This is a genomic window from Paenibacillus sp. BC26, assembly GCF_900116125.1.
In the GTDB taxonomy this organism is placed as follows: domain Bacteria; phylum Bacillota; class Bacilli; order Paenibacillales; family Paenibacillaceae; genus Paenibacillus_Z; species Paenibacillus_Z lignilyticus.
In genome coordinates, this window is the sequence record NZ_FPAD01000001.1 from 509,966 (window position 1) to 536,680 (window position 26,715).

19 protein-coding genes are annotated in these 26,715 nt (G+C 50.1%); 11 read left to right on the plus strand and 8 right to left on the minus strand.

The genetic code is table 11. The features are described from left to right. Window positions 1-78: 78 nt before the first annotated feature. Window positions 79-528 (minus strand): hypothetical protein, encoded by a 450-nt coding sequence (locus BM412_RS02165; RefSeq protein WP_091213287.1) that lies wholly within the window; start codon window positions 526-528, stop codon window positions 79-81. 187 nt (window positions 529-715) lie between these two features. Between BM412_RS02165 and BM412_RS02170 the strand changes: the two genes are divergently transcribed. Continuing rightward, the gene (locus BM412_RS02170) at window positions 716-3,346 is read left to right on the plus strand and encodes a GH116 family glycosyl-hydrolase (protein ID WP_091213290.1); all 2,631 of its coding nucleotides are present in this window, start codon (window positions 716-718) and stop codon (window positions 3,344-3,346) included. A gap of 394 nt (window positions 3,347-3,740) precedes the next feature. On the opposite strand, the gene BM412_RS02175 is transcribed toward BM412_RS02170, so the two are convergent. Then, window positions 3,741-4,628: a helix-turn-helix domain-containing protein gene (locus tag BM412_RS02175; RefSeq protein ID WP_177245616.1), complete on the minus strand. Its 888-nt coding sequence runs from the start codon at window positions 4,626-4,628 to the stop codon at window positions 3,741-3,743. 460 nt (window positions 4,629-5,088) lie between these two features. On the opposite strand from BM412_RS02175, the gene BM412_RS02180 reads away from it, so the two are divergent. Continuing rightward, window positions 5,089-5,820, plus strand: a complete 732-nt coding sequence (locus BM412_RS02180) for a Stf0 family sulfotransferase (RefSeq protein ID WP_091213297.1) — start codon at window positions 5,089-5,091, stop codon at window positions 5,818-5,820. Between the two features lie 80 nt (window positions 5,821-5,900). On the opposite strand, the gene BM412_RS02185 is transcribed toward BM412_RS02180, so the two are convergent. Beyond that, the gene (locus tag BM412_RS02185; protein WP_091213299.1) at window positions 5,901-6,617 is read right to left on the minus strand and encodes a glycosyltransferase; all 717 of its coding nucleotides are present in this window, start codon (window positions 6,615-6,617) and stop codon (window positions 5,901-5,903) included. 104 nt (window positions 6,618-6,721) lie between these two features. Further along, complete coding sequence (locus BM412_RS02190) at window positions 6,722-7,810, minus strand: glycosyltransferase family 4 protein (protein ID WP_091213302.1); 1,089 nt, start codon at window positions 7,808-7,810, stop codon at window positions 6,722-6,724. 180 nt (window positions 7,811-7,990) lie between these two features. On the opposite strand from BM412_RS02190, the gene BM412_RS02195 reads away from it, so the two are divergent. Continuing rightward, window positions 7,991-9,136, plus strand: a complete 1,146-nt coding sequence (locus tag BM412_RS02195; protein ID WP_091213304.1) for a sn-glycerol-1-phosphate dehydrogenase — start codon at window positions 7,991-7,993, stop codon at window positions 9,134-9,136. 475 nt (window positions 9,137-9,611) lie between these two features. Here BM412_RS02195 and BM412_RS02200 read toward each other — a convergent pair whose 3' ends face one another. Next, window positions 9,612-10,541: a hypothetical protein gene (locus tag BM412_RS02200; protein ID WP_091213307.1), complete on the minus strand. Its 930-nt coding sequence runs from the start codon at window positions 10,539-10,541 to the stop codon at window positions 9,612-9,614. A 133-nt stretch (window positions 10,542-10,674) separates the two neighbouring features. Next, window positions 10,675-11,667 carry a ketoacyl-ACP synthase III gene (locus tag BM412_RS02205; RefSeq protein WP_091213309.1) on the minus strand — a complete coding sequence of 331 codons (993 nt, stop codon included), beginning with the start codon at window positions 11,665-11,667 and terminating at the stop codon, window positions 10,675-10,677. A 242-nt stretch (window positions 11,668-11,909) separates the two neighbouring features. On the opposite strand from BM412_RS02205, the gene BM412_RS02210 reads away from it, so the two are divergent. The 8 genes from BM412_RS02210 (at window position 11,910) to BM412_RS02245 (ending at window position 23,623) form a co-directional block, all read left to right on the plus strand. Beyond that, the gene (locus tag BM412_RS02210; protein WP_091213311.1) at window positions 11,910-12,356 is read left to right on the plus strand and encodes a divergent PAP2 family protein; all 447 of its coding nucleotides are present in this window, start codon (window positions 11,910-11,912) and stop codon (window positions 12,354-12,356) included. A gap of 116 nt (window positions 12,357-12,472) precedes the next feature. Beyond that, window positions 12,473-13,465, plus strand: coding sequence for a glycoside hydrolase family 43 protein (locus tag BM412_RS02215; protein WP_091213314.1), 993 nt, complete (start codon window positions 12,473-12,475; stop codon window positions 13,463-13,465). A gap of 490 nt (window positions 13,466-13,955) precedes the next feature. After that, window positions 13,956-16,988 carry a discoidin domain-containing protein gene (locus BM412_RS02220; RefSeq protein WP_177245617.1) on the plus strand — a complete coding sequence of 1,011 codons (3,033 nt, stop codon included), beginning with the start codon at window positions 13,956-13,958 and terminating at the stop codon, window positions 16,986-16,988. 136 nt (window positions 16,989-17,124) lie between these two features. Continuing rightward, the gene (locus BM412_RS02225; protein ID WP_091213318.1) at window positions 17,125-18,846 is read left to right on the plus strand and encodes a sensor histidine kinase; all 1,722 of its coding nucleotides are present in this window, start codon (window positions 17,125-17,127) and stop codon (window positions 18,844-18,846) included. Continuing rightward, complete coding sequence (locus BM412_RS02230) at window positions 18,827-20,407, plus strand: response regulator (protein WP_091213320.1); 1,581 nt, start codon at window positions 18,827-18,829, stop codon at window positions 20,405-20,407. Before BM412_RS02225 ends, BM412_RS02230 begins: the two co-directional genes overlap by 20 nt. A 96-nt stretch (window positions 20,408-20,503) precedes the next feature. After that, on the plus strand, window positions 20,504-21,856 hold the full coding sequence (locus BM412_RS02235) for an ABC transporter substrate-binding protein (protein WP_091213323.1): 1,353 nt from the start codon (window positions 20,504-20,506) through the stop codon (window positions 21,854-21,856). 74 nt (window positions 21,857-21,930) lie between these two features. Beyond that, window positions 21,931-22,791, plus strand: a complete 861-nt coding sequence (locus BM412_RS02240; protein WP_091213324.1) for a carbohydrate ABC transporter permease — start codon at window positions 21,931-21,933, stop codon at window positions 22,789-22,791. A 4-nt stretch (window positions 22,792-22,795) separates the two neighbouring features. Continuing rightward, window positions 22,796-23,623: a carbohydrate ABC transporter permease gene (locus tag BM412_RS02245; RefSeq protein WP_091213327.1), complete on the plus strand. Its 828-nt coding sequence runs from the start codon at window positions 22,796-22,798 to the stop codon at window positions 23,621-23,623. Window positions 23,624-23,700: 77 nt separating this feature from the next. Here the strand turns inward: BM412_RS02245 and BM412_RS02250 are convergent, their stop codons facing one another. Together BM412_RS02250 and BM412_RS02255 are read right to left on the minus strand one after the other, a co-directional pair. Beyond that, window positions 23,701-24,960 (minus strand): Gfo/Idh/MocA family protein, encoded by a 1,260-nt coding sequence (locus BM412_RS02250; protein ID WP_091213329.1) that lies wholly within the window; start codon window positions 24,958-24,960, stop codon window positions 23,701-23,703. A gap of 69 nt (window positions 24,961-25,029) precedes the next feature. After that, on the minus strand, window positions 25,030-26,682 hold the full coding sequence (locus BM412_RS02255; protein ID WP_091213332.1) for a type 2 periplasmic-binding domain-containing protein: 1,653 nt from the start codon (window positions 26,680-26,682) through the stop codon (window positions 25,030-25,032). Between the last annotated feature and the right edge of the window lie 33 nt (window positions 26,683-26,715).

Genomic DNA, 26,715 nt, shown 5'->3' on the forward strand with positions numbered 1-26,715 from the left:
TCAAGGTATGAAAACAAGGATGCAAGCCAGGGGCTGCATCCTTGTTTTTGTTATAGGGATAATTATGTGCTGCCAGTGCTAATCGGACACAGGCTTTAACTCGAAATACTCGGAATGAGTGCTCCATTTGACCAGCAGTTTGGCGGATGTATTTGGTGCGAACGCTGCCGTCCCCATTGAAGGAAGCATCACATAAATCCCCTTCTCCGGCGCCTCGGAGATGATTGTCCCGGAGCCGCCGACAGCATCACCGAATGTATATTCAGTAGATAGCTGGCCGGTAGGTCTCGGAGCTTCTCCGTTGTACACGAGTACCTCTTTCATCTTGAATTTAACTGCGCCTTTTTGCTTGTAAACGAACAGAACAGCACTCCAATTATCGCCATGCCCTCTATACTCATGGACATATTCGAGATTGGCCTCGGTCAATTCGGGGAAGTCTGTTTTGTCGATACCCCCATAAATAGCTGACGGCTTCGTACATCCACTAAGAACGACAACGCTGCACACAATGATAAGCGCGCTCAAGAACCAACGTGCGATTTTCCTCACTCCTTTGGTTTCCAGTTATAACCATTATAACAGTTGATTGGTTGTTGTTGAGGGACGATGCGTAAGTAAATAAACAATCGGAATTTACAATAAAAGAAAGCCCTTTTACAATGCTTCCTCACCGGCTTCGTACTACAATGTGAAGTAGAAGGGAGCGATAATAGTGAATTCATTTGTATATGAGGACGAACGACTGAATGCGATTTCATTTCCGATTGGCGGCATTGGTACAGGCTGCATCGGCGTAGCAGGCAATGGTAGATTGATGGATTGGGAGATTCTCAATCGGCCTAACAAGCGCAGCATGAATGCGCTGAGCCATTTTGCAATCAAAGCGGAGGACGGCGAGCGCGTGCTTGACGCTCGGATTTTACAAGGGGAGCTGCATCCTCCCTATATGGGGGAACCGGTTCGCGGAGGCGCGCTGCATTCCGGATATGGATTCGGTCCGCATGCAGGGACGCTTGGGGGAATGCCGCATTTTGAGAAGACTGTTTTCACGGGTACGTTCCCGATGGCGGATATCGAGTTTCAGGATCCGGCGTTCCCAGGGCAGGTGCGAATGAGCGCTTATAATCCGTTTATTCCTTCGAACGAAGACGACTCAAGCTTACCTGCGGCGTTCTTTACAATTACCGTATCGAATACGACCGAGCAGGCGTTAACTTATACCGTCAACTTATCGTCGGCCAATATGATGAAAACCTCGCCAAGTCTACATCGTTATGTGAACGACAAAGGCTTAAAGCGAATACATATGGCTACACAAACGGAGAAGCACGACAATCCGGAGTATGGCGAACTGACAATGGCTACGGATCAAGCGGATGGCAGCTATCAACTGTACTGGTATCGCGGCGGATGGTGCGACTCGCTGGAAATGTTTTGGCGGGACTTCACTACATTTGGACCTTTCAACAATCGCGAATATGAGCCGGATGAGAAATTCCGCAATCAAGATATGGCTTCGTTGGCAGCTTCGATCCACGTTCCGGCAGGCGAGTCGCGCAGTGTGAGGTTCATGCTCGCGTGGAGCAGCCCGTTTATGTTCAACCATTGGAATCCGGAGAAAGACGGCAAACGCACGATCTGGAAAAATCACTACGCCGTTCGATTCGAAGACTCGCTCGCCAGCAGCGCATACGCGTTCGCAGAGTGGGATCGTCTGGAGCGGGAAACGCGGCTTTTCCGTGATGCGCTGTATGGATCCACACTTCCGCAGGCTGTAATGGATGCGGTCGCGGCGAATTTATCCGTGCTGAAATCGCCTACCTGTCTGCGGCTTGAGGACGGTTCTTTCTACGGCTTCGAGGGCTGCATCGAGGATGTTGGCTGCTGCGAAGGCTCCTGTACGCATGTTTGGAATTACGCTTACGCGCTGCCGTATTTGTTCCCGCAGCTGGAGCGCAGCATGCGCGATCTGGACTTTACCTATAATCGCCGCGAGGACGGCCGGATGCAGTTCCGGCTTATGCTGCCGGTGGGCCGCGAGCGCTCGAATTTTCACGCATGCGCTGACGGTCAATTCGGCGGGATCATTAAACTTTACCGGGATTGGAAGATTAGTGGGGACGACGAGTGGCTGAAAGGCCATTGGGAAGCGGCGAAATCGATGATTTCGTTCGCGTGGTCCGACTCCAACGAGGACAAATGGGATGCCAATCAAGATGGCGTACTCGAAGGGCGGCAGCATCATACGCTCGATATGGAGCTGTTCGGGCCGAATTCATGGCTGAACGGATTCTATCTGGCCGCATTGAAGGCGGGAGCGGAGATCGCGGATTATCTGGGCGAGCCGGAAACGGCGGAGCTCTACCGCGGGCTGTTCGAACGTGGAAAAGCATATACCGACCGCGAGCTGTTCAACGGAGAATATTATACGCAGCAGGTCCAATTACAAGATTTGTCGCTCCTTACGCGCTATTCCGAAGGGAAATCGCAGTTTGGCGTAGAGAACGCCTACTGGAATGCAGAGGCAGGCGAGATCAAATACCAAATCGGCGAAGGCTGCAGCATCGATCAGGTTGTTGCGCAGTGGCATGCTAACTTGTGCGGACTAGGGGAGATCTTTGATGCGGCGCAGACACGAACAGCGCTGGAATCGCTCTATCGCTATAACTTCAAGAGCGAGATGAGAAAAGAAGCCAATCCGTGGCGGTTGTATTCACTTGGTGATGAAGGTGGATTGCTCATTTGCACCTGGCCGGAGGGCAGGCTGAAACCAGCCGTTCCGCTTACTTATAATTCGGAGACGATGACCGGCTTCGAATATCAAGCTGCGGTGCACATGATTCAAGAGGGCTTGTACGAGGAAGGCTTATCCATAGTCGAAGCCATTCGCCGCCGCTACGACGGGAATCGCCGTAATCCGTGGAACGAAATCGAATGCGGCAGCAACTACGCCCGCTCGATGGCCAGCTATTCGCTGCTGCATGCGTACAGCGGATTCCATTACCACAAAGGACAGGGGCTGCTTGGTTTCGAGCCGAAGGTTGTGGGTGGAGCGGTGGCGGGATTAAGTGCGGAAAATTATCAAGCGTTCTGGGCGCTCGACGGCGCATGGGGAACGGTAAAACTCGGCGAAGATACGCTTGAGATCAACGTGCTCTACGGAGAATTCGCATTGCTGCGCCTGCAGCTGGGCGAAGCACTCCTAAGCCGAGTCCAAGCCCTTCATCTCGGCAACGAAGAGCTGCAATTCGAGCGCAGCGGAGAACAGCTTAGCCTAATTAACGGCAGCGCAGTGCTCTCGCCTGATCGCTCGATCCGAGTGGTATTAAGCAAAGCAGAATAAGTGATGCTGGGAGCCGCACATTGGTGGAAAACAGTTGAATTCGGCGGATGAGTAGCCCTGGGAGTAACACATTAGTCGGAAACTGATGACTTCTGCGCGAGAGTAGCTCTGAGGGCAATACAGTGGTGGGATATCGATGGATTTGGCGGATGAGTAGCTCATGGAGCAACACATTGGTGGGAAACAGTTGATTTCGGCGCAAGAGTAGCTCCCAGGGATCTACATGAGCTGAACTCCTGTGGATTCCACGAAAGAAGAGTACCCGGGGATCTACATGAGCTGAGTTACGGTCGAAACAGCAAAAGAGAGGTACGAAGTACCTCTCTTTTGCTGTTTCTTCGTGGCGCATCTCCATGCGCCACGCACTAACCCGCCCCCACATTAGCCGCCGACTCTACTCGCTCTCGTTCATCCCGGCCCGGTATTGGCCGGGAGTTAGTCCCGTCGTGCGCTTGAACGTATTGGCAAAATGGTGATTGTCCGTAAAGCCGCAATAATCGGCGATTTCGTGCATAGTCAGCATGCTGGTGCGAAGCAGCTCCTTCGCGTGCTTGAGCCGGAGCGTTAGAAAATAGTGATAGGGCGAAACGCCGAATGTCTCGCGGAATACGACGTTGAAGCGCGGCACGGATAGGTTCGCCCTTTTGGCCATGTCGGCTACACGCAGCGGCTCAGAAATATGCAGCGCAAAATAGGATGTGACCCAGCCGAGCAGCGAATGGCTCTTGTTCGGCGCCCGCTCCTCCTCGACATAAGGCTCAAGCAGCTGAAAAATCAATTGCAAGGCAGCACCATGCGCCTTCATGCGATTATGCAGGCCGCAAGCTCCGTCATTCCAAGCTTCGATGAGCGCAAGCATCGTTTCGACGAACGCCGATTTATTTTTGGGAGTGAAGAGGAACGGTACCTGCTTAAAGCCCTCCAATTCGGAAATCCGCGGCTGCATCAGCTCCTCTTGCCCCGCCAATTGAATTTGACCGGGCATCGTCACGAAGCTGCGTTCGCGATGCGGGTTATAGAACAGGTCCATGTGGACATAAGGGGAAATGGTATCCGTAGTCCCCTCGAGAATATGAAGATCACCGGGCTGCAGCATGCAGAACTGCCCGTTTGTTATCGTATACACCTTCTTCTCACGAGTAAGGGTCACGCGCATCGTTCCTTCTTGCACATAAAGAATCGCGTAGTCCAGCAAGGTGCGCTCGCCGAGGATGAAGGGCTTGCGTATGGCATTCGACGCAGAGCGTATATAGGGAACAAGATCAAGCTGAGTTGAATTCATAGGAAACCTGCCTAGTGTAAAATAGTCCGTCCACTCTATCATAGCAGTTCCGGCAGACAGAATCCTCTTCGTTGGGTTTAGTTTCTTGATAAGTAAAATTTTTCTTGACGGTCACATCAAACAGAGATTACACTGAGATAAATTTGGAAGAGGATGGAGCGTGCAAAGATGACCCAGTTCTTGACAGCAGTTATCGGTTAATCGATATCTGAATAGGCATGATAGCTACCACACGCGAACGTACAGCTGCTCGTCAGCGGTCTGTTTGTGTTGCCGGCCCAGCTGCCATGCACCCTGTCATGAACATTCATCATAAACGCTTGGCCTTATCGGACGCGCAGCCCCAGCTGCGTACTCGTGCTGCCTGAAGCCGTAGATGGACATTCGTTCATCTGCGGCTTTTTTGCGTGCAAATTACTTCATCCCTACAAATAATCTATCACGAAAGCAGGAAACGTTTATGAAACCAACTCAATCGTATACGATCTTTTTCTCCCAACGAACCGGAAGTACTCTGCTAGCAAAAGCACTGGAATCGACAGGAGTAGCCGGAGTCCCCAGAGAATGGATGCATTTTAACGATCCCGATACGACAGGACTGCAAGAGATCGAGCAGAAGCTGAAGGAAGGGACCACCCCAAACGGTGTTTTCGGCCTCAAAGATTCCATTTGCTTCCCTCAATTCGACAAGTGGATGACGTGTTTCAGGAAAGCCTATAATCTGGCAGACGATGTACCGCGGCCGGCAGTGTGGGAGAGCGCTTTTCCAAACTGCAAATATATCTACATGACAAGGCGGAACAAAGTGCGCCTTGCCGTATCCTGGTGGCGTGCGATCGTATCGGATGAATGGCACCGCGGGCATGGGGAAAAACCTAGCGATGTCGATATTTCCAACGAATTTAACTTCGATGCGATTAATCACTTGGTAGCGGAATCGGTTCTGCGCGAAGCAGCGATGGAAGAGTTCTTCGTTGAAGGCGGAATCACCCCGATGACCATCGTTTATGAGGATTTTATCCGGAATTACGAGGGAACCGTACTGGAGATCCTGACCTATCTCGGCATTGCAACGGAAGGTGTTGTTGTTGCTCCTCCACATTTCGATCCGATTGCAGATGACATTGCCGAGCAGTGGGTGCAGCGCTTCCGTGAGGAAAGACAGAATGGTTGGACGAATCGCGCTTGGTAAGTAGGAGACCGTCAAAAAAAAGAGAATGCCCAGGCGCTGACAACAGGATCAGCAGGCATTCTCTTTTTGCGCGAAATCCGTTAACCGGGCAGCGTGACGAGCAATTGATCGAGCAAATGAGCGTATTTGGCATTGACACCGTTGGCTTCGTGCATGACCGTATTGAAGTTTCGGACGGTTCCCATCTGGGAATGGCGGCGGTACAACGTAAGCGGCTCATTGAGATAATGAAAATCAACTCGAGAAAGCAATACGCGGATCCACATGTCGTAGTCATGGGTATATGGCAGACCCTCGTTAAAGCCTCCTAAACCCTGGAACAGCTCTTTGGTCATCATAATCGTACATCCGTTGACCGGACAACCATGCCGAATGCCGTTAATGAACGCTTTGGCTGATGGATATTTGACCGCGGCCGTATATTCCGTTATCGTGCCGTGTTCATTTATGACATGGTAATCGGTATGGCAGATGCGCGCCTGCGTTTGTTCCATATAGGCCACTTGCCGCTCTACTTTATCAGGTGTGAATCGATCGTCGGAACTGAGCCACGCGACGTATTTACCGGTGGCCATCGTAATGCCGTAGTTCAGCGCACTGCCCGTTCCGCCGTTTCTTTTGCCAAGATAATGAATACGGCTGCGATAGGGGGCTATCATGTTCTGATGCCGGGTCGAGCCGTCATCAACGACGATGATTTCGATATTCGGATAGGTTTGATAGAGCGCACTGACGATGGCTTGATCAACATAAGGATCGTTATAGAAGGGGATGATGATCGACACTTTTGGCAGCATGTTCTTTCTTTCACCTCGACAGTTTCATATCTATCCTTACTATATGGGGACAGGGCGAATGCAGACACAGCAGGTGTTCTTAGGCAGAAAACCATTTTTGCGGATCAGGCATGCAGCATTAACCGGAGTGCAATAAAGATATTGATCAAATCAGCCACATATCGGTTTGGGGAGAAGGCAGTTTGGACATGGTCCTGAGCGTTCCCGATGATAAGCTCCCTGAGCGGCCTGTTGTCCATCAGATCCTTTGCTTCGTGAACAGCCTCTTCTAGGGTATGGCTTGTGAAAAACTTTCCTGTCTGATTGTGCATAATGAAGCAGCGGACGCCGTCGGAATCGGTGGAAAGCACGGGACAGCGGCAGCTCATCGCTTCAGCGACAGCATAACCAAAGCCTTCGGTAGTGGAGGTGGAAAGCAGCATGCCGCCGGAATCTCCGATTGCGGATAAGTAATGGGGCATGTGGCTGTGCGGCATGTTGGAGCGTATCGTAATATTGTTCTGCAGATTGAGTTCATACAGTTTGGCATAGAATTTCTCCCGCTCGCCGGGCTCCGAAATCGTAGCATCCTCAAACATCCATAGCTGCACATTCGGTCGTTGCTTGACCAATTCACCGCTGATGGACAAGTAAAGCGGCCAGTTTTTGTTGTGCTCCAGACGCCCGATCCAGCCGAGAATCGGCGTACCGGTAGGATTCAATAGAGGCACATGATGATGGATGAAGCTGTTCGTATCGATCATATTTTGCACATAGAACCGGGGGAGGTCGCCAAGGTAGGTTTGAAAAAGCCCCATTAGATGCGAGGTTGGCGGACTGATGGCCGCTCTGGCATAAGTGCGAATGTACCCCGAGGCAAAAGCGAACGTAGCCAGCGCCTGCTCTTTCGTGCCAAGTCCTTGCGCTTCATAGATCATGGTACCTCGGTAACCAAGTCCGTATAGGCGCTCCAGCATCAGATGGTCACAGGTTACAATAATGGCATCAAACTGTTGTGCAGCCAGAATCGCTTGAATTTCCTCATTACTGTTGGTTATATAATGAGGAATACCTATCATATTCTGCCTACCAGCGCCATCCCACAAATAGAGTGCGTGCGCCTCGATGCCGACCGCGCGAAGCGCATGATAACGCAGCCGATTCAGCGTTTCGATCCCGCCGCTAGGAATAAAATACGTGAACAGCAGCTTCATTACTTGCGAACCTCCCCATCTAGCAAACACTTATGATTACAATATGTGGAAGAGTAGAGGCGCGTGTGGGTATTGTTGCTCATCGAGAACCTTTTGGTGCGTTTGGCATGCAACGATGTATACTGAAGAGGACGAAGTTTCAAGGCAGATGCAGGAATGAATGCGAGAGGAACGGTGAGTATGAATATCCAATTGGCCTTAGATGAAGTAAACGCGGCAGCCAACGTGAAATCGGAAGGGGTTGTGTTTGCCCCGATCGTGATGGAAGGTGTGCTGGATTCGGGCGCTTTGCGGCAAGTGGCTCCTTTTGTGCGAGAGCGAGGATATGGCGAGGTTGTACTTGTCGTCGATGCGAATACGTGGGAAGCAGCGGGACAAGCGCTTGCTGCGCATCTGAAGGAAGCAGGGGCGGCCTATCGGGTTTGCGTGCTGAAGCCGAATGTCCAAGGGGATGTGATTGCGGATGAGCGGACCATTGTGCAATTGATGCTGGAAACACCGCCTCATGTGCAGGCGATTCTAGCCGTTGGTTCAGGCACGATCCATGATATCGTGCGGTTCGTGTGTTATCAGACGGGGCGCGATTTCGTGTCGGTTCCAACAGCGGCGTCAGTGGATGGGTTTACCTCCGTTGGCGCGCCGATCATTGTCGATGGCGTGAAAATAACGGTTCCGGCAGTTGCTCCATGCGCCGTCTTCGCGGATCTGGATGTCCTTGCCGCTGCACCGCAGCGTCTGACGGCAGCGGGCTTCGCCGACATGCTCGGCAAGTTTACGTCGCTTGCCGATTGGCGCTTCTCGCATGAGCTGGCTGGCGAGCCGTTCTGCCCGCTGGCTTATGAGCTCACCGAGCAAGCGCTCATGAAGTGCATCGAGAATGTGAATGAGATCGCGACAGGTTCGCTCACGGGCGTTGGCGTGCTGATGGAGGCGCTGCTGCTGTCCGGCTGGTCGATGCTGCTTGTAGGTCATTCCCGCCCGGCTTCCGGGGGCGAGCATCATTTGTCGCATCACTTTGAGATGGCGTACATTCGCGAAGGTCGCAGACAGCTGCTGCATGGGGCCAAAGTCGGCGTAGCGTCGGTGCTGCTCGCCGATCTGTACCGCGAGCAGTTGGCGGTGGAGTACCCCGCCATCTACGGCGCGCTCCCGCATGCCGATCAGCTGCGGGACTGGCTCCGCGCAGCCGGCGGACCTGCCGATCCGGACGAGATCGGCCTGTCCGAGGCGCTCATCGCCGAAGCGATGCAGGAAGCGCACAAGCTGCGTGATCGCTACACGGGCTTGAAGCATCTGGTGCTGCGGGCGGGAGCTGAGAGTCGTTAAACCCGACTCTCAGCAGGGAAACTAGCCTAATAGCGGCGTTGGTGAGAGCTGAGAGTCGCCGAATCCGACTCTCAGTTGCAGAAATCCGCCGAAATGGTGCTGAGAGTCGTAAAAACCGACTCTCAGCAGGGAAACTAGCCTAATAGCGGCGTTGGTGAGAGCTGAGAGTCGCCGAATCCGACTCTCAGTTGCAGAAATCCGCTGAAATGGTGCTGAGAGTCGCGAAAAGCGACTCTCAGCACGAAAACTAACTTGAATTATTGTCGGCGTGGGTACAATAAGCGCCTATTCCGCTTATGGAGTATCAGTTGGTCGGTTTCGCGCGCTGTAAGCGCCTATTCCGCTTATGAAGCGTAAGTTGGTCGGTTTCACATGCGTATGCCGCCTTACAGTACCTCCGCATCTACGCGCCAAGCAACAACAAAAAGGGCCGTACCCCAAGTCAACAACGTTGACCCAGGTACGGCCCTTCCCATCATTCCTTCGCAGCGGCAGGCTGCAAATAATTCGCGATAAACTTGAGCGCGTTGTCGCGTTTCTCGCCGTTGATTCGGATGCCGGCAATGTACTCTTTGCCGATGACCGGAAGTCCTTCCATCAGCGGGCTGCCCGAGATATCGACGCCGTACACATGTTGTTCCGGCACGTCTTCCGTCACGGTTTTCAAAGCCAGCTCCGGCTTGTAGCCCGGTCCCAGCTTGCTTTGATTCTCTCCGTCAAGCGGGAGCAACGAGCCGTCTTGAGCGAGCTTGATGAAATTATCCCGATCCATGATGTAGACATCGGCTTTGTTCATCATGAGATCGATCATGCTTTTCTGAATCATGGCGGAGTCCTGCTGGCTGTTCATTTGGGAAGGCACGTACGTGAAGAACACGGTGACGCGCTTCCAATCCGGGAACTGCGAAAGGAATCGGTTCTCGAGCGGCTTAAGATCGGACATCGGATAAGTGCCGTCTTCGCTAAAATATTCGCCAAAGAAGGAAACGCTGACATCAACAGGCGGAAGCTTCGCGAGTTCAGCCATCTCATGGCGATGATCGATATAAGCGCGCGTACCGAAAATAATAATAAGAATGACAGCGATTACACCAAGAACATGAAACTTATAGTAATTAATGAAATGCTCCGTTTTCTGAACGAAAGGCCCCATCGCCTTATATTTTCCGTAATTCGCTTGATTAAACTGTTCCGTCGTCTTCTGATCTTCCATCTCCAGGATCAGCTTGTACGCCCGGTTAATCTCGTCCAGACTGATACTTTGCTCTTCGGTATGCTCGGATGCTTCACGTTGCTTTGTTACACGGTCACGGCGGATCAGAATAAAATAACGTTTCTCCACATCTTCCTTCGCTGCGCCTTCCGGCAGGCCAAGCAGCTCATAAGCCTGTTTCAGATCATTCATAAGCGGGCTACCTACACTTTCTCTTAAACTTATACTCGTATTTCTACTAGTATACTTCCTTTGCCCCCATTCGACAAAATAAAACAAAACAGCCCCGCCATGTACATTATGGCAAAGGGCTGTCAGCCTACTCTTATAGCGTCCAGCGAAGCAGCAATGCGGACTCCGTCAAGCCGCCGCCAAAGCCGTAAAGCAAGACAATATCGCCGGTTTTGATCCGATCGTCTTTGATCGCAAGATCGAGAGCAAGGGGAATCGACGCAGCCGAAGTATTGCCGTATTGTGCCATACTGGTCAGCGTATGTTCCAGCGGAATGCCGGTTCGCTCGCAGACCGATTCAACGATCCGCATATTGGCGCTGTGCGGCACGAACCAGTTGATATCCTCCAGCGTCAGGCTGTTCTGGTCCATCAACGTTTGAATGCCTTTTGGCACGGTCGTTACCGCCCACCGATACACTTCGCGCCCGTTCTGAACGATCATACCGTTCGTCTGAATCGGCACGCCATCAATGGCAGAAGCTAGCGAGGATCGGTAGAGATGCTGGCCGTCATTGCCTTTGGTATTGTTATATGAAGCGAGGAAGGCCCCGTCTTCGCTGCGTTCTATGAGCATCGCTCCGGCACCGTCGCCGAACAAAATACAGGTGGAGCGATCTGTGTAATCCGTTGCTTTGGAAAGCGTCTCCGCGCCGATAACGAGGATTTTGTGGTATGCACCGGAGAGCAGCAGCCCATTGGCGAGCTGCAATGCCGAGACAAAACCAGCGCAAGCCGCCTGTATATCTGCCGCTCCGCACGAAGCAATACCAAACTCCGCTTGCACGCGAGCTGCCATACTGGGGAAAAAGGTATCCGGCGTAGTCGTAGCCACCAGAATATAATCGACATCTTCGAGCACAACGCCATAGCGGAGCTGCAGGTCCCGAACCGCGCCGAAACAAAGGTCGCTGCAGAACTGATCGTCTGCCGCAATCCGTCGTTCTTTAATTCCGGTACGCTGGAAAATCCACTCGTCCGTTGTCTCAACCATCTGTTCCAGGTCGTGATTCGTTAACACGCGTTCAGGGACATAAGCGCCGAAAGCAGTTATAGAAGCCAGTGATCGTAAAGGATGTTGCAGCATGTTCTTCATCTCCTTAGTACCAGGTACTATGATCTGATATTAATAAATCCAGCGTACACCTTTTTATTACACATGTCTATAGAGAACTGATCGATTTCGTAAATGGAAAGGGTTCCTTAAAACGGTATTTTGCTCATTTTAGCCTAAGAATAATCCCATTGCATTGCATGCATGTGAAGTACATAATAAGGAAAGCCTATACTGTTACTCGGGTGTCATATCGAAGTAAGGAGTCGGCATACATGAGCGTTATACATAATTACCCATTAGTCGCGGGATTGACGGCCATCATCATCGCACAAATTATTAAGGTTCCCATATATTTGATTACGCATCGGACCATGGACTTCAAGCTCGCTTTCGGCACTGGCGGAATGCCCAGTTCCCATTCTGCGGCAGTAACCGCGTTATCGACTGCAGTCGGTATCAAGGAGGGGTTCGAATCGAGTATGTTCGCGATCGCCTGTATGGTTGCGGTTATTACGATGTATGACGCGGCGGGCATTCGCAGACATGCGGGGGAGCATGCTTCTATCCTGAATCGGATCGCCAAGAAGCTCTCCATGCAGCGGCATGAGAAGGTCGATCCGATGTTAAAAGAGATGCTTGGCCATCGCCCCATCGAAGTGTTTGTAGGTGCGCTTTTTGGCATTGGGATCAGTATTTTGCTCCAATATGCTTATTCGTGAAGCCTGCAAGTTCTAAAGTTTTATAAGTAAAATCAATACTTTACCCAATGAAGAGAGGTGAAAACATTTCTATAATAGAATGAAAGCGATTACGAAATAGAGAAGGAGCATTTACGATGAATACAAAAGCAAGAGTTGCCGCACCTAATGAGCCAATTGTTACGCATATATACACGGCAGATCCTTCTGCACATGTCTTTGAAGGGAAGCTTTATATTTATCCTTCGCATGACATCGACCATGACGGTCCGACTAACGATAACGGCGATCAGTATGCGATGGAAGATTATCACGTGCTGTCGATGGACACTATGGAGTCGGCTTGCGCGGATAACGGAGAAGCGCTTCACGTGAAAGACGTGCCTTGGGCGTCGAAGCAAATGTGGGCACCGGATGCCGCTTATCGCAATAATCTGTATTACTTATTCTTCCCGGCTAGAGACAAGGATGGTATCTTCCGCATTGGCGTCGCAACGAGTGCTTCTCCGAGCGGGCCGTTCAAAGCAGAGGAGAACTATATTCCCGGAAGCTTCAGCATCGATCCTGCGGTATACGTGAATGAGGATGGCAAAGCTTATATGTATTTCGGCGGACTTTGGGGCGGGCAATTGGAGAAATGGCAGACCGGCACCTACCTGCCTGAAGCCGCCGGACCGGACGCGCACGCTCCGGCTCTTGGCCCTCAAGTGGCAGAGCTGAGCGACGACATGCTAACGTTCAAACAAGCGCCGAAAGAAATTGCAATTGTCGATGAGGATGGGAACCCGATTCCGGCAGGTGATGAGGATCGCCGCTATTTTGAAGGGCCATGGATGCACAAGTATAATAGCACTTATTATCTCTCCTATTCCACAGGAACCACGCATAAGCTCGTGTACGCCGTGAGCGACAATCCGGAAGGACCGTTTGTCTTCAAAGGCACGATCCTGACGCCGGTTCTCGGCTGGACGACGCACCACTCCATTGTAGAGTTTCAAGATAAATGGTACCTATTCTACCATGACGCCTCCCTATCCGGCGGAGTCGATCATAAACGCAGCGTGAAATTCACAGAGCTGCATTACAACGAAGATGGAACGATCCAACCGATCGATCCCTATAAGGAATAGGTTTGGAACGGGAACGCAGCCTTGGGGCTGGGTTCCTTTTTTTTGGGGAGTAGACAGATGATGCACGGATGAACTAACTGCTAGGAGCAGCACAACAGCGGAAACGTGGTGGAGTTGAGCAAAGAGTAGCTCCGGGAGCAACACACTGTCGAGAAATTGGTGGAATTCAGCAAAGAGTAGCTCTAAGAGCAACACAATAGCGGGAAAGTGGTGGAATTCAGCAAAGAGTAGCTCCGGGAGCAACACACTGTCGAGAAATTGGTGGAATTCAGCAAAGAGTAGCTCTAGGAGCAACACAAGAAGCACACCAAGGTCTACATATCAGCAAAAGCAGCGAATCTCGTGCAAGAAGCTCGTCCAGAGAGCTACATCTCCAACTCCCCATAATTATTCAACTACAATCCAATATATTTTCGCTACTTCCGATTCGGAGAGTTGAAGTATAATGGCGTTGTTAGAAAGCGTTTTCAAATTGAAAGGGGAATCGTTGATGAATCGCAAAACCAGATGGATGTCTATGATGACCGTTATGGCGATGTTGATGACACTGATGGCGCTGTTTGCACCGGTGAAAATGAATGTCGCCCATGCAGCGAATGGCAACTTGGCGTTAACGGGTACGGCGACAGCTTCTTCAGCGCAAAGCTCCACCTTTGCCGCAGGCAAAGCGGTAGACGGAAGCCTTGCTACATACTGGAATGCAAGCAGCACCTCGATGCCTCAGTGGTTGCAGATTGATCTTGGAGGACTGTATACCTTAAGCAAGATCGACCAGACATTCGCGAATGACGACGTATGGAAGTATAAAATCGAAGGTTCCCTCGACAATACGAACTGGGCGACGTTGGTGGACAAGTCGACCAGCGCTTCCGGAAGGACCTTCAGCGACGGCGTGAACGGAACCTTCAGGTACGTAAAGCTAACGGTTCTAAGCTCAGCTTCCGGCTATACGGCCTCCAGCCAAGAGCTTACGATTATTGGCTCCGATGAAGGGTACGTGATATCAGATGGGAAGACGTACACCGCTTCCTCGAACTTAGCCAAATACGAGCCGGGCAAAGCCGGTGACGGAAATACGTCAACCTACTGGGCGGCCGGCAATGGAAGTCTGCCGCAGTGGTTGAAGGTAGACCTGGGCAGCCCCAGCATCGTGACGGCCGTGGAGCAGAATTTCAAGGATTTCGACACGTTCGGTTTTAAGATCGAAGGCTCTCTCGACAATACAAGCTGGACGATGCTGCTGGATCGAACGACGCCGGCGGCGGGACAAGCTTTCAAACAAGCTGTGAGCGGACAATACCGTTATGTCCGATTGACAGTCAATTCCTCCGCTTCAGGTTTCTGGGCTGGCAGCACGGAATTCAAGGTATATGGCTTCGCCAATCTCGCTCTGGGGAAATCGACTTCGGCATCCACAACGGAGCCGGGCTGGGATACCTTCAAAGCAGTCGATGGCGACCCCAACACCTACTGGCTTGCGACGGATGCCGCGATGCCTCAGTCGCTGACCGTTGATCTCGGCGGTATCAGTTCACTTAAGCGGGTGGAGCAGAATTTCTTCGATCCGGATATTTGGAAATTTAAGATTGAAGCGTCCACGGATAACGTGAATTGGACGATGCTTGCGGATAAGACGGGAGCCGGGATCAACGGAACGTTCCTGGGACAAGACGTAAGTGGGAATTATCGTTATGTCCGATTGACCGTAACCTTCTCGCAGAACAGTCACTGGGCTTGCAGCGGGGAACTCAAAGTATTCGGAACGCCGCTCGAACGTAATCTGGCAGTGGGCACTTCCGTTACTTCATCCTCCTTGGCGCCGGGATACGAGCCATGGATTGCGGTCGACGGGAATCCAAACAGCTACTGGATTGCTTCCGACGCAACAATGCCGCAATGGATTATTGTCGATTTAGGCGTTAACAGCCTCGTGACCAGGCTGGAACAGAATTTCTTCGACGCTGATAGTTGGAAGTTTAAGATCGAGGGCTCGACGGATAAGACGAATTGGACGATGCTCGTGGATAAGTCAGGGACCGGCATTAACGGTACGAGCTCGGTTACCAATGTAAGCGGGACATACCGTTATATCAAACTGACTGTCTTATACTCGCAGGCCGCACACTGGGCATGCAGCGGGGAATTGAAAGTATTCGGCTTCGGCTCCCCGGTCACGACGAAATGGTGGGAAAGCACCTCCGGCGTTATGCGTTATTACGCGAAATACTATAATCAGACCTTCAATTACTTGACCAGTCAGCTGGATACGTTAAAGTCGCAGGGGTACGGGGCAATCGAGCTCGTTGCTCCTTATCCGGGGGCACCGGATGTATGGGCAGGACTTGGAGCGACGGATAATTACGGTGTGGACTCGAGTCTGGGCACGATGGCGGAAATGGAAAATCTAATTAGTCAAGCTCACGCCAAAGGGATTCGTATCGTGGTCATGCTGAATCCGGGCTATGCTCGCGATACGGCGGCGATGTTCCTGAAAGCGGCTGACGATTACCGAAATAATGTGTACAGCAAGGAACGCTACTGGTTCCACTTCAGCCCTACACCGAGTCCATATGAGCGCTGGACATGGAGCGCAAGGGCTAATGCCTACTACTGGGCTTATTGGGGCGATAATCCGGCAACGCCGCAGTGGGATTCCAACATTCCTTCGTATAACTTTGCCAACCAGGAATGGCGGGATGAAGCGAAAAAGTATCTCCGTTTCTGGATGGACAAAGGCTTTGACGGCATTGTCCTGGACGCTCCCGTTGTCTATGACGGCATCAATGTTTCGATCAACAATTCGAGCATTACGGATATTTTGCGCAACTATGATATCTCCAGCAACGCCGAAGGCGCAGGCGGACAAGAGATGATCACCGATTGGCACTATAACCTGCTGCAGGATTACGATATTACCAATTGGGGCGGTTCCGGTTACAGTACGATTATTCCAGCCATTAATAACCAGAATCCGAATGCGATAGACGGTATCTTGAAAAACAACCGCGATGCGATCAATGCGGTGAATGGCATTACGCAAACGCCGCCAAGCTGGGAAATCGCCGGTGTCTCATCGACCAAACGCCTACTTGAGATTGCAACTTTAACAACGATGGGCACGTTCTTCTACCTGCATAACGGGCAGCATACGATTGATCCGACGACATCGATCATTCCGACCTGGCCGGCCGCCGATCAGGCGATGTTAAGCAAGTTGATCAAGGCGCAGAACAGCTATAAGGCGCTGTCTCCGAATGGTGCAAGGGTGAAGCTGAATACGAATGATAATAACAAGTATTACGCGTTCAAACGTACGAACAAGACTGGCACCAGTAAAGCGCTGGTTATCTTAAACTACCAAAACTCCTCGCAGACGATTACTGTAAATCTGGCGAACACGGATATCGGCACCTCACAGACTCCGATTGACCTCTTAAACGGAGGAGGAGCAGCTGCTATTACGTCTTCCAGCTATACGGTAACACTGCCTGCTTATGGTTTTACCGTTCTCGGCGTAAATTAGTTCAAGGCTGCCGCTTCATTTCCAAGTTGGAAATGGAGCGGTTTTTTCGCGTTCCCGCTCAAAACAGATATTTACTTTCTTCAAATTTCAAGCATACTTGAATTAACGCGAAATTTGTCTAATTAAGGAGACGATCATGATTCGGAAACCCCTTTCCTTCCAGCATCGGCTAATGCTCGTTATCCTCTTGACCGTGCTGCTGCCGTCGGTCCTCATCAATTACCTTACCTTCTCTACCATAAAAACACAGATGCAGAAAGATGCCATTACATGGCTCAAAGGCATTACGAATAACTCGGGGCGAACGATGGATAGCTATATTCAGCTAGTCACCGGAATCACCAAAAACCCGGAGTATGATAGCACGCTAATGAGCATTTTCGAGAGGCATCGGTTTAATAAGCATGGCCTGTACGGCTATCCCTATGATGAACGCGTACAGATCAATGGCTGGTTGTCGATGCTCCGAGAAATGGATGATAACATCTATGCCGTTAATTTTGTCGACTTAAATGGAAACCGCTTTCATCTGGGCAAGGATTACGTGGAAGCGAATAAAGATTGGATAGATCGCACAAGCGAACTGAACGGGGGCAGCCTCGTTTGGCCGCCTGTTAAGTTAGCGGATGGGGAAACGGTCTTCTCCGTCACGCGAACGATTATTAACCCGAATACCTTTCACGTTACGGCAACGATTCAGCTCGCTTTTCAATTGAATTTCCTTACGCAGGAGGACAACGAGAACTTCCTGCAGGAGGGTGATTTATTGATCCTGGACAAAACGGATCGCGTCATCTTCGATCTCAACGGGAAAAGAACCGGCGAGCGGATGGATTGGGACAACCGAGAGCAGCAATTCCATGTCAGCTATGATTCGGCATTAACCGGCTGGAAGCTTGTCGGCATGGTACCGGAGCATCTCTTGTTTCAGAAAGTGGATCAGCTTCGCAAATGGATTTTGCTCGCTAATATCGTCTTCATCCTATTAACCATGGTCATCGTCTATCTGCTCAGTTATCGCATTACGCGGCCGCTCTGGAAATTGAGCAAGATTATGCAGCAGGCTTCGAAAACAAACTTCATTATCGATACGATCAGCTTCAAGCGCAAGGATGAAATCGGCATGATATCCAACAGCTTTAATCTCATGGTTCGAAGAATACATAATCTCATCGATACGGTTACAGACACGGAGCGAAGGCGCAAGAAATCGGAAATCGAGGCGCTGCAATCGCAGATCAATCCCCATTTTCTCTACAACACCTTAAGCGCGATCACGATGCAGGCGGAGCTGGATGAGAACTATAAAATTTCGGACATGTCCTCCCTGCTCGGTAAACTGCTGCGCTACTCGATCGGCAGCCAGGAGGAGTGGGTCGAGGTTAGGCAAGAATGCGACTATATTCGGACCTATATTCGAATTATGCAATTCCGTTTCCCGCTCATCCAGTTCGACCTGCAAATCGACGAAAGCGTTAATAATTGGCTGGTCATTCGACTATTGATTCAGCCTATCGTGGAGAATGCGATTATCCATGGCATTGTCCCGAAGGGAAAAGAAGGTCTGGTCAACATTCATGTGGGAGAGAAGCTAACGGAATCCGGAGACAGCAGGCTGTTTATTTCAGTCAAGGATTCCGGCGTAGGGATGGATCAGCAAACGGTCGATGCAACCATGGTGAAGCTGAGGGAATATGAGGATCAGTCAGGCGGTATCGGTTTGCAAAATGTGTATAATCGCATCGCGCTTTCGTACGAAGGGGATTTCGAATTTACATTGGAAAGCAAAGAAGGCATAGGAACTTCGTTTTATATTGAAATCCCTAGGAGGCTGCGCAATGAGAATCATGATCGTTGAAGATGAAGATCTGCTCCGCGAGGGGCTTGTGAAGATGATAGGGCGGATGGGCTTGAACGGCTCGGTCGTTGCAGTGGCCGGCAATGGGGAGGAAGCATTGGAGCAGCTTTCGCATATCGGTGTCGATCTCATTATTACGGACATTCGCATGCCCAAGAAGGACGGGCTTCAGCTCTTGGAGGAAGTCATGCAAACGAACCCCGCGATTCGTTCCATCGTGCTGAGCGGCTACGATGATTTTGAGTATGCGAAGCGAGCGCTGCAATTGAACTGTAAGGATTATATTTTAAAGCCGATCATGTACCACGATCTTCGGGAGCTGCTGGGGAAGATAGAGGTCGAGTTCACGGTCATGCAGAAGAAAATGCTCGAAGAAGTGAAGCTGAAGGGGATATTGAATCAGAATCAGTATCTCATTCGGCATGAATTTCTGAGAACGTTTATGCAGCTCGACAAGGTACAGCAGGTAGAAACCATCCTAACCGAAGCTGAGAATATCGGCATTCGTCTGAAGGCGTCCGTTTACTCGCTATTTGCCATTCAAATTGAAGAGAAGCTGGAGACAAAGAGTAAATATGGCAAAAGCGATTGGACCTTAATGAAATATGCCCTCCACAACATCGTAGAGGAACTAACAGGTTATGCCCCTTGCTATTATGACGAGCAGGAGGTGCTGGTCGTGCTGTATGAAGGCGCTATGGACGAAGAACAGATGTATGCGTTGTGCAGCCAGATTGTGTCGAAAAGCAGAGAACTCTTGAAAATCACGGTTTCAATTGGCATATCCGATACGCATGACCTGCGACAGCTATCAAACGGTTATCGAGAAGCGACGCGGGTTCTGAAGGTCCGTCTCATCTCCGACAGTCATGTCATCCACTTCTATTCGCACGCAAGCCGAAATACGAACCACGCTATAAAGCCCTATATGGACCAACTGGCAGAGCTGTTCGATCTTGAACAAGCCGACACCGTCATCGAGCGGCTGAAACAATGGTACGAAGGGCTGAAGCAAGCGGAATTGACGCTCGATGCTATTGCTGCAATGGAGAAAGAAGTCATCATTGTATTCCATTCCTTGCTGCGGCATTTCGTCAAGGAGCTTGGCGATCAGGAGTATGATCTGGGCGGAGAATTCGGCATCATGGAGTCGGCGGATTCCTTCTATGCGAGAATGAATCCTCTGATCAAGGTGCTGAAGGAGATCAGCTCGGACAGCAAGAAGGGGAAAATCGAGAACCGGACGTCGGAGCAAGTGATGAAATACATTCGGGAGCATTATAGCGAGAATATTACACTCACTTCAATCTCGGAATATATTTACATGAATTCGGCTTATTTAAGTGTGATGTTCAAGAAGAAGACGGGGAAAAGCATCATTGAATACTTAACCGAAGTGCGAATGGGCGAAGCGAAGAAGCAATTGCTCCACACCGATTTGAAAACCTATCAGATCGCGGAATTGGTCGGTTATAACGATGCCGCTTATTTCTCCACGCTGTTCAAGAAATATTGCGGCGCATCTCCTCAAGAATACAGAACTATAAATACTCCAAGATAATCTATATTTCCTAGATGGGAACCATACCGTTCCCCCTATACAATGAAGCAGTAGACAATTCATGGTCCAGTCAAAACAAATGGGGGGAACCAAAGAATGAAGAAGAAAAATGTGTTGCTCAGTAGTTTGGTAGCGCTGTCAAGCTTGTCGCTTGTCGTAGCGGGTTGCTCAAGCAACAATAATTCCGGGTCGAACAATACGGCAGCGACAGAAAATAATACAGCTGCAGCTACAAACAATACGACGAATAATGCACCGGCAGCCGAAGAGGCTAATCCGATTAAAGCGCAATTCTATTATGATTTCGCGCCACTCACCGATTACATAAAAGAAATCAACCCTATCGTTCAAACTTCCGATAACGTAACCTTTGAAGGTGTTCCATACACGGACACCACGGCTTATCAAACCGCCGTGCGTATTGGTTTTACAACCCAAGAGGCGCCTGATCTGTTCAAATGGTGGAACGGCTATAAATTAAAAGAGCTCGCGGACAGCGGCAACCTGGCCGATATGACGGAGCAATGGAAAGAACTTAGCGCGGACGGCAATGGCATTCTGCCTTCACTCGCAGGACCGTTGACGGTCGATGGCAAAGTTTACGGAATTCCGGCTTCCGCTCATTACTGGACGATCTTCTACAACAAGAAGGTATTCGCAGATAATGGCTTAACGCCGCCGACAACATGGGACGAATTGATGAAGATCAGCGATACGCTGAAAGCAAAGAACATTACGCCATTCGGTACTTCAATTAAAGATACTTGGAACGGTTTTATCTGGTTCGAGGATCTGCTCATTCATTCCTATCCTGATTTCTACAATAAACTTGTAATCGGCCAAGCGAAATACACGGATCCTGAAATGGTTGAAGTGATGGAGCTGTGGAAATCGATGTACGACAAAGGCTACTTCTCCAAACCGATGACGATGGATGCCGAAATTCCACAGGCATTCGTAAAAGGCGAAATCGGCATGTACCTGGTTGGTACTTGGTACGAGAGCTTCCTGAACGGCGTAGGTATGAAGCCTGAAGAAGGATATGGCTCGTTCATCATGCCTGCCATTAAGCCGGAAGCCGGCAATACCGTCATCTCCGAGATCACGCCGTTCTTGGTATCGCAAAATGCTAAAAATCGCGATGACGCCATTAAAGCTGCCATTTCCTTAACGAAAAAAGATACCAACGAGAAGCTGCTCAAGGTGTTCGGCGGCGTGCCTACTCGTAAGGATGTAGAAGCAAGCAGCCCAACGATCAAGGCGCTTGTAGACAACATTTCCAAAGGCAACTACACGGCCATCACGCGTTACTGGGAAGCAACGCCATCCGAGCTGTCCGAGTACGGCGCAAGTGAATTCATTCGCTTTATGCTCAATCCGGACCAATACATGGATGTCCTGAACAACATCGAGAAGAAGGCAGAGAAGTACTGGGCAGAACATAAATAATAGTCGATAGGGTTAAGGGGCGTTAGCTGCCTCTTAACCCTGCTTATTATCGGGACACATGGGAGTGTGACAAAATGAACTACTTCAAGAAACATGGAGAAGCATTGCTGTACGTATTACCGGCCGCCTTGATGATCACTGTTTTTTTTGTTTCCTCCGTACTCTATACCTTCTATATCAGCTTCACGGACTGGGATGGATTAACGAGATCTCACTGGGTCGGTTTGAGTAACTACATCGAAGTGTTTAGTGATGTGACGTATATTACTTCGCTCAAGAATACATTTATGTGGGTTGCGCTGTCATTGGTGCTGCCGGTTGGACTAGGACTTCTGCTCAGCATTCTGCTGCAGCAAATGAAAGGGCAACGGTTTTTCAAAAATCTCTTCTATATGCCGTACGCGATGTCGCTTACGGTAGTCGGCGTCATCTGGATCTTTCTGTTCTCCTCAAGCGGAATTAACTACCTGCTCACGCACATGGGACTTGAATCCTGGGTCAAGGATTGGCTGCGCACGCCTTACTATAATACATTCGCGATGCTCGTTGCTTCCATATGGCAGGGAGCCGGTACGAATATGCTGCTGTTCCTAGTCGGATTAGGTTCATTGCCGAAGGATCCATTCGAGGCTGCCGCGATCGACGGCGCGAACCGATTCCAAATGTTCTGGAAAATAACGCTGCCTCTCTTAAACCCGGTTACAATCGTTGTGATGGGGCTGGCGCTGGTGAATAGCTTTAAGACGTTCGATATTATCTGGGTCATGACGCAAGGCGGGCCGTACCGTTCTTCGGAAACGCTGGCTGTAACCATGTATCGCGAATCCTTCATGCTGTTCCACTTTGGTCAAGGCGCAGCGATCTCTATTCTCTTAACGGTATTGTCCATTGTTGCATCTTGGTTTTATTTGAAGAAAACGATAGTGGAGGAGTGAGGGCATGAAACGTCTTGCAAATGCGATCAAGTATATCATTGTCATCACGTTGGCGATCCTGTGGATTGCACCTGTCATATTGGTTCTGATGAATTCGACGAAATCAATAGGCGACTTTATGAATGGAAGTATGTGGGCGTGGCCGAAGAGTTTTCATTTCTTCCAGAACGTAGAAGAAGCGCTGAACGCAGGCAAGCTCACCAAATATGTGAAGAATAGCTTTACCTATGGGATAGTGGGGGCATCGGCCAGTATTCTGATCTCGGCTTTTGCGGCATACGGCTTGGTTGTCCTTCGCTTGAAGGGCTCGTTCTACTGGTTTCTGCTGATTTATAGCGGTACCATTTTTCCTTTCCAAATGTATCTGGTTCCTTTGTTCTCGGGGTTTCAGAAGGCAGGCATCTATGATACGTTCTTCGGCATGTGTCTGTTCTATACCGCCATCTGTATTCCGTTCTGCGTGTTCTTGCTGCGCAACTTCATGACGACGATCTCGCGGGAATATGTGGAGGCTGCGCAATTGGACGGCTATTCCACATTGGCGATTCTGTTTCGGATCATTTTCCCATTCTTGGTGCCGCCGATCTCCGTCTTGTTCTTATTTCAATTCACGTTCATATGGAACGATCTGATCTTCGGATTAATCTTAACGCGAAGCGATGATATTCGTCCGATCATGTCGGGACTCGCGGCTATGCAGGGCACCTACATCTCAACGGGAATTACAACGCTGATGGCCGGTATCGTGGTAACGTCTATTCCGACGCTAATTCTGTTCTTTGCGCTTCAGAAGAACTTTATTAAAGGGATGCAGATTACAGTGAAGTCTTAGAGTCCCGTAAAGGTACCGTTAACTTGAAAGGAGGAGCAAGAATAACTCTTGCTCCTCCTTTTACATATCCGGCTTAATTATTTGGCTGAAACCAAGTCTTTCGCATAATCCGTCAGCACGATCGTCTTACCGCCATTCAGGCGCGATTCCTCTGCTGCAAACGCCATTAAGTGACTGCGAACAGACGTGGCAGCGGACGTCAAACCTTCCTGACCGTTGTAGTGTCGCACTTCATTTAAGAAGCTGCGGACGATTCCGGCATCGCCGCCGCCGTGTCCCGTTGTTTGGGGAGGAATCGTAATTTCCGTTTTCTGATGCGTCAGAAAATCATACAGCGTAATTTTATCCTCTTCCGCCCGAAGCTCGCCCCGCGTGCCCATAATTTGAATTCTTCGCTCCTGCTCGAACGTAAAGCCGCACATGCTGAACATCGCCGTGGCACCGCCTTCGAATTCCATGTTCACGACCTGGTGGTCAACGACATTGTTATCGCTTCGATAGACGCAGCGGCCATAGTCGGTCTCCCGCATACCTTGAATGATATTTTCCTTAACCAGATCCGGCGTGAAATGCCGTGCCCAGCCTTTGAACTGATTGCTCAAATAGAATCGAGGTGCCGAATACGGACAGGAGGATTCAACCGAGCAGTCAAGGCAGCGCTCCGCGGAGCCTACAGGAGCATGGTCTGCGTTGAAATGCATCAAGGAACCAAAGGAGCTGACACGGGTGCACGGTTTGTCCATGAGCCAGGAGAGAACGTCCATATCATGACAGGATTTGGCCAATATCATCGGACTGGATTTGTCCGAATTGTTCCAGTTGCCGCGAACGAAGCTGTGCGCGATGTGCCAATAACCTACGTTCTCGTTCAACTGAATGGAGGCTATCTCCCCGATTCGCCCATCCGTAATCGCCTGTTTGATTGTTAACCAGAAGGGCGTATACCGCAGCACATGACAGATGGATAACAGACGATCATTGTCTCTGGCCGCTTGTTCCATATCCAGACACTCAAGCGGGTCAGGCGACATCGGCTTCTCAAGAAGGACGTGATATTTCTTATTCAACGCCTGCATGGTGGGCTCATAATGCATCCGATCCTGCGTGCAAATGACGGCAATGTTAGCAAGCTGCGGCTGTGCCAACAGCCCCTCCCAGGTTTCGAAGCAGTGCTCGGGCGGGATGCCATGCGCCTGCGCCATTTTGTCACGACGCACCGGATCAGCTTCCGCTACGGCCACAAACTTCAGCTCATGCGGATAATCCAGTGCAAAAGGCGCGTAGCCCCCGGCACCTCTAGATCCGGCACCAATCAATACAGCAGTTAATTGACTCATTAGCTTCGTGCTCCTTCTCCATATGTCATTCTCTCACAGTAAAGAAGCTTCGCACATCGCGGAGTTCATTTATTGGGATGTGAATCGATCCAATGCGGCTTGGTAGATTGCGATATAACGATCAAGCCCCATTTTGTTAAGTGTTGCAACATAATTGTCCCATTCATCGAATGAAGCGTTGCCTACGATGAATTTATCTCTCATCTCATCTACGTAAGTTTGAATATCGGTAGCAAGAGTCGTAAGCTCGGTCTGCTCTTCGCTAGTGAAATTGAATGCCGGCCAAATTTGATCCGGCTTAAGTGTAAGGGCTTCGGATTTCTTCGCATTCTCAACCGACGTTGGAAGTCCTTCTGCGCCTTTAAAGAACTGCTGCTTTACAAATCCCGGATAATAACCGCCGGGCCATACTAAATATTGGCTGACTGCTTGATCGAGCGAGAGGCCATTTGGATTGCTCTTGATCTCATCGGTGTAGTCGACCGTACCGTCTGCGTGCTCCTTGTACGTTTGATCCTTCCAGCCCATGAAGAACAATTTGATGCCTTCCTCGCTGTAGAAATAATCCATCCAGCGCATCATTGCCTCTTGATTCTTAGCTTTATCCGTCAGTACGAACATCCCGATGTTTCCTAGCGGAGAACCGATATACGTATAGGTCTGATCGCCGTGAGGGCCCTTCAGCACCGGAAGACCGACATAACCTTGTTGATTGTAAATAGCCACAGGATCTACGTTGTCGATGATTGCAAGAAGACCGCCTGTTCCTTTTGCGTCAATTTCTTCACCCTGCACGGAAACGATATCCTTCTCCAACAGACCATCCTTGTAGAGCTTGTTTACATATTGGAGCAGCTCCTTGTAGTTGGGGTCCGTTGCAACGAAACGAAGCTTGCCTGTTGAAGGATCCGTATCGACATAAGCATTGGAGTTGCCGTGATTATTAAGACCGAAGGAGCCCTTCAAGTATCCAAGCAGGCCGGTAGTGCCTACACCGCCCCAAGCAATCTCATCTTGTTTGCTGTTGCCGTTAGGATCCTTCTCCTTGAAGGCTTTCAGCATGTTATAGAAGTCATCCAGATTTTGCGGCTCTGCTATGCCAAGCTTGTCTAGCCATTCTTTCTTGACCCATGGCGTGTTATAGAAAACAGATTTGAATTCGGGATCATAGATAGTTGGAAGTCCGTAGATATTACCGTCCGGCATCGTAATGCCTTTTCCGATGATAGGGTATTTATCCATGAGTGCTTTGAAATGAGGTGCATAATTATCGATCAGGTCGTTGAGCGGTACGAAAACGCCTTGCTTCCCGTATTTGAACAGATCGGAGCGGGAGAAAGCCGATGCGTAAAACAATTCAGGATATTCACCGCCTGCGAGCAAAATATTACGTTTTTCCTTGAGACTGTCTTTCTGCGTGGTGTCCCAAACCATATGAACGTTGGTCATCTTCTCGTATTCCTGCCACAGCTTCAGATTGTTCCAGTCCGCATTGGCAAATAGCTTCGCTGCGAACCCTTTCACTGTAATTTTGTCATTCACGATCGGGAAGCCGGCGGTGTTCAGTCCGGCTACTTCTTCTTTGCTTGCAGGCGCACTCGTTTCATTGTTTGTCGCGGAGCCGGTGCCATTGTTGTTCCCGTTATTGCTGCTGCAGGCAGAGACCATGGATACCGATAGTGCGCAGGTTAACAGAATACTCCCCATTTTTGCAACCTTCATTGTTTCTTCCTCCCTTAGCCATCCAATTTATAT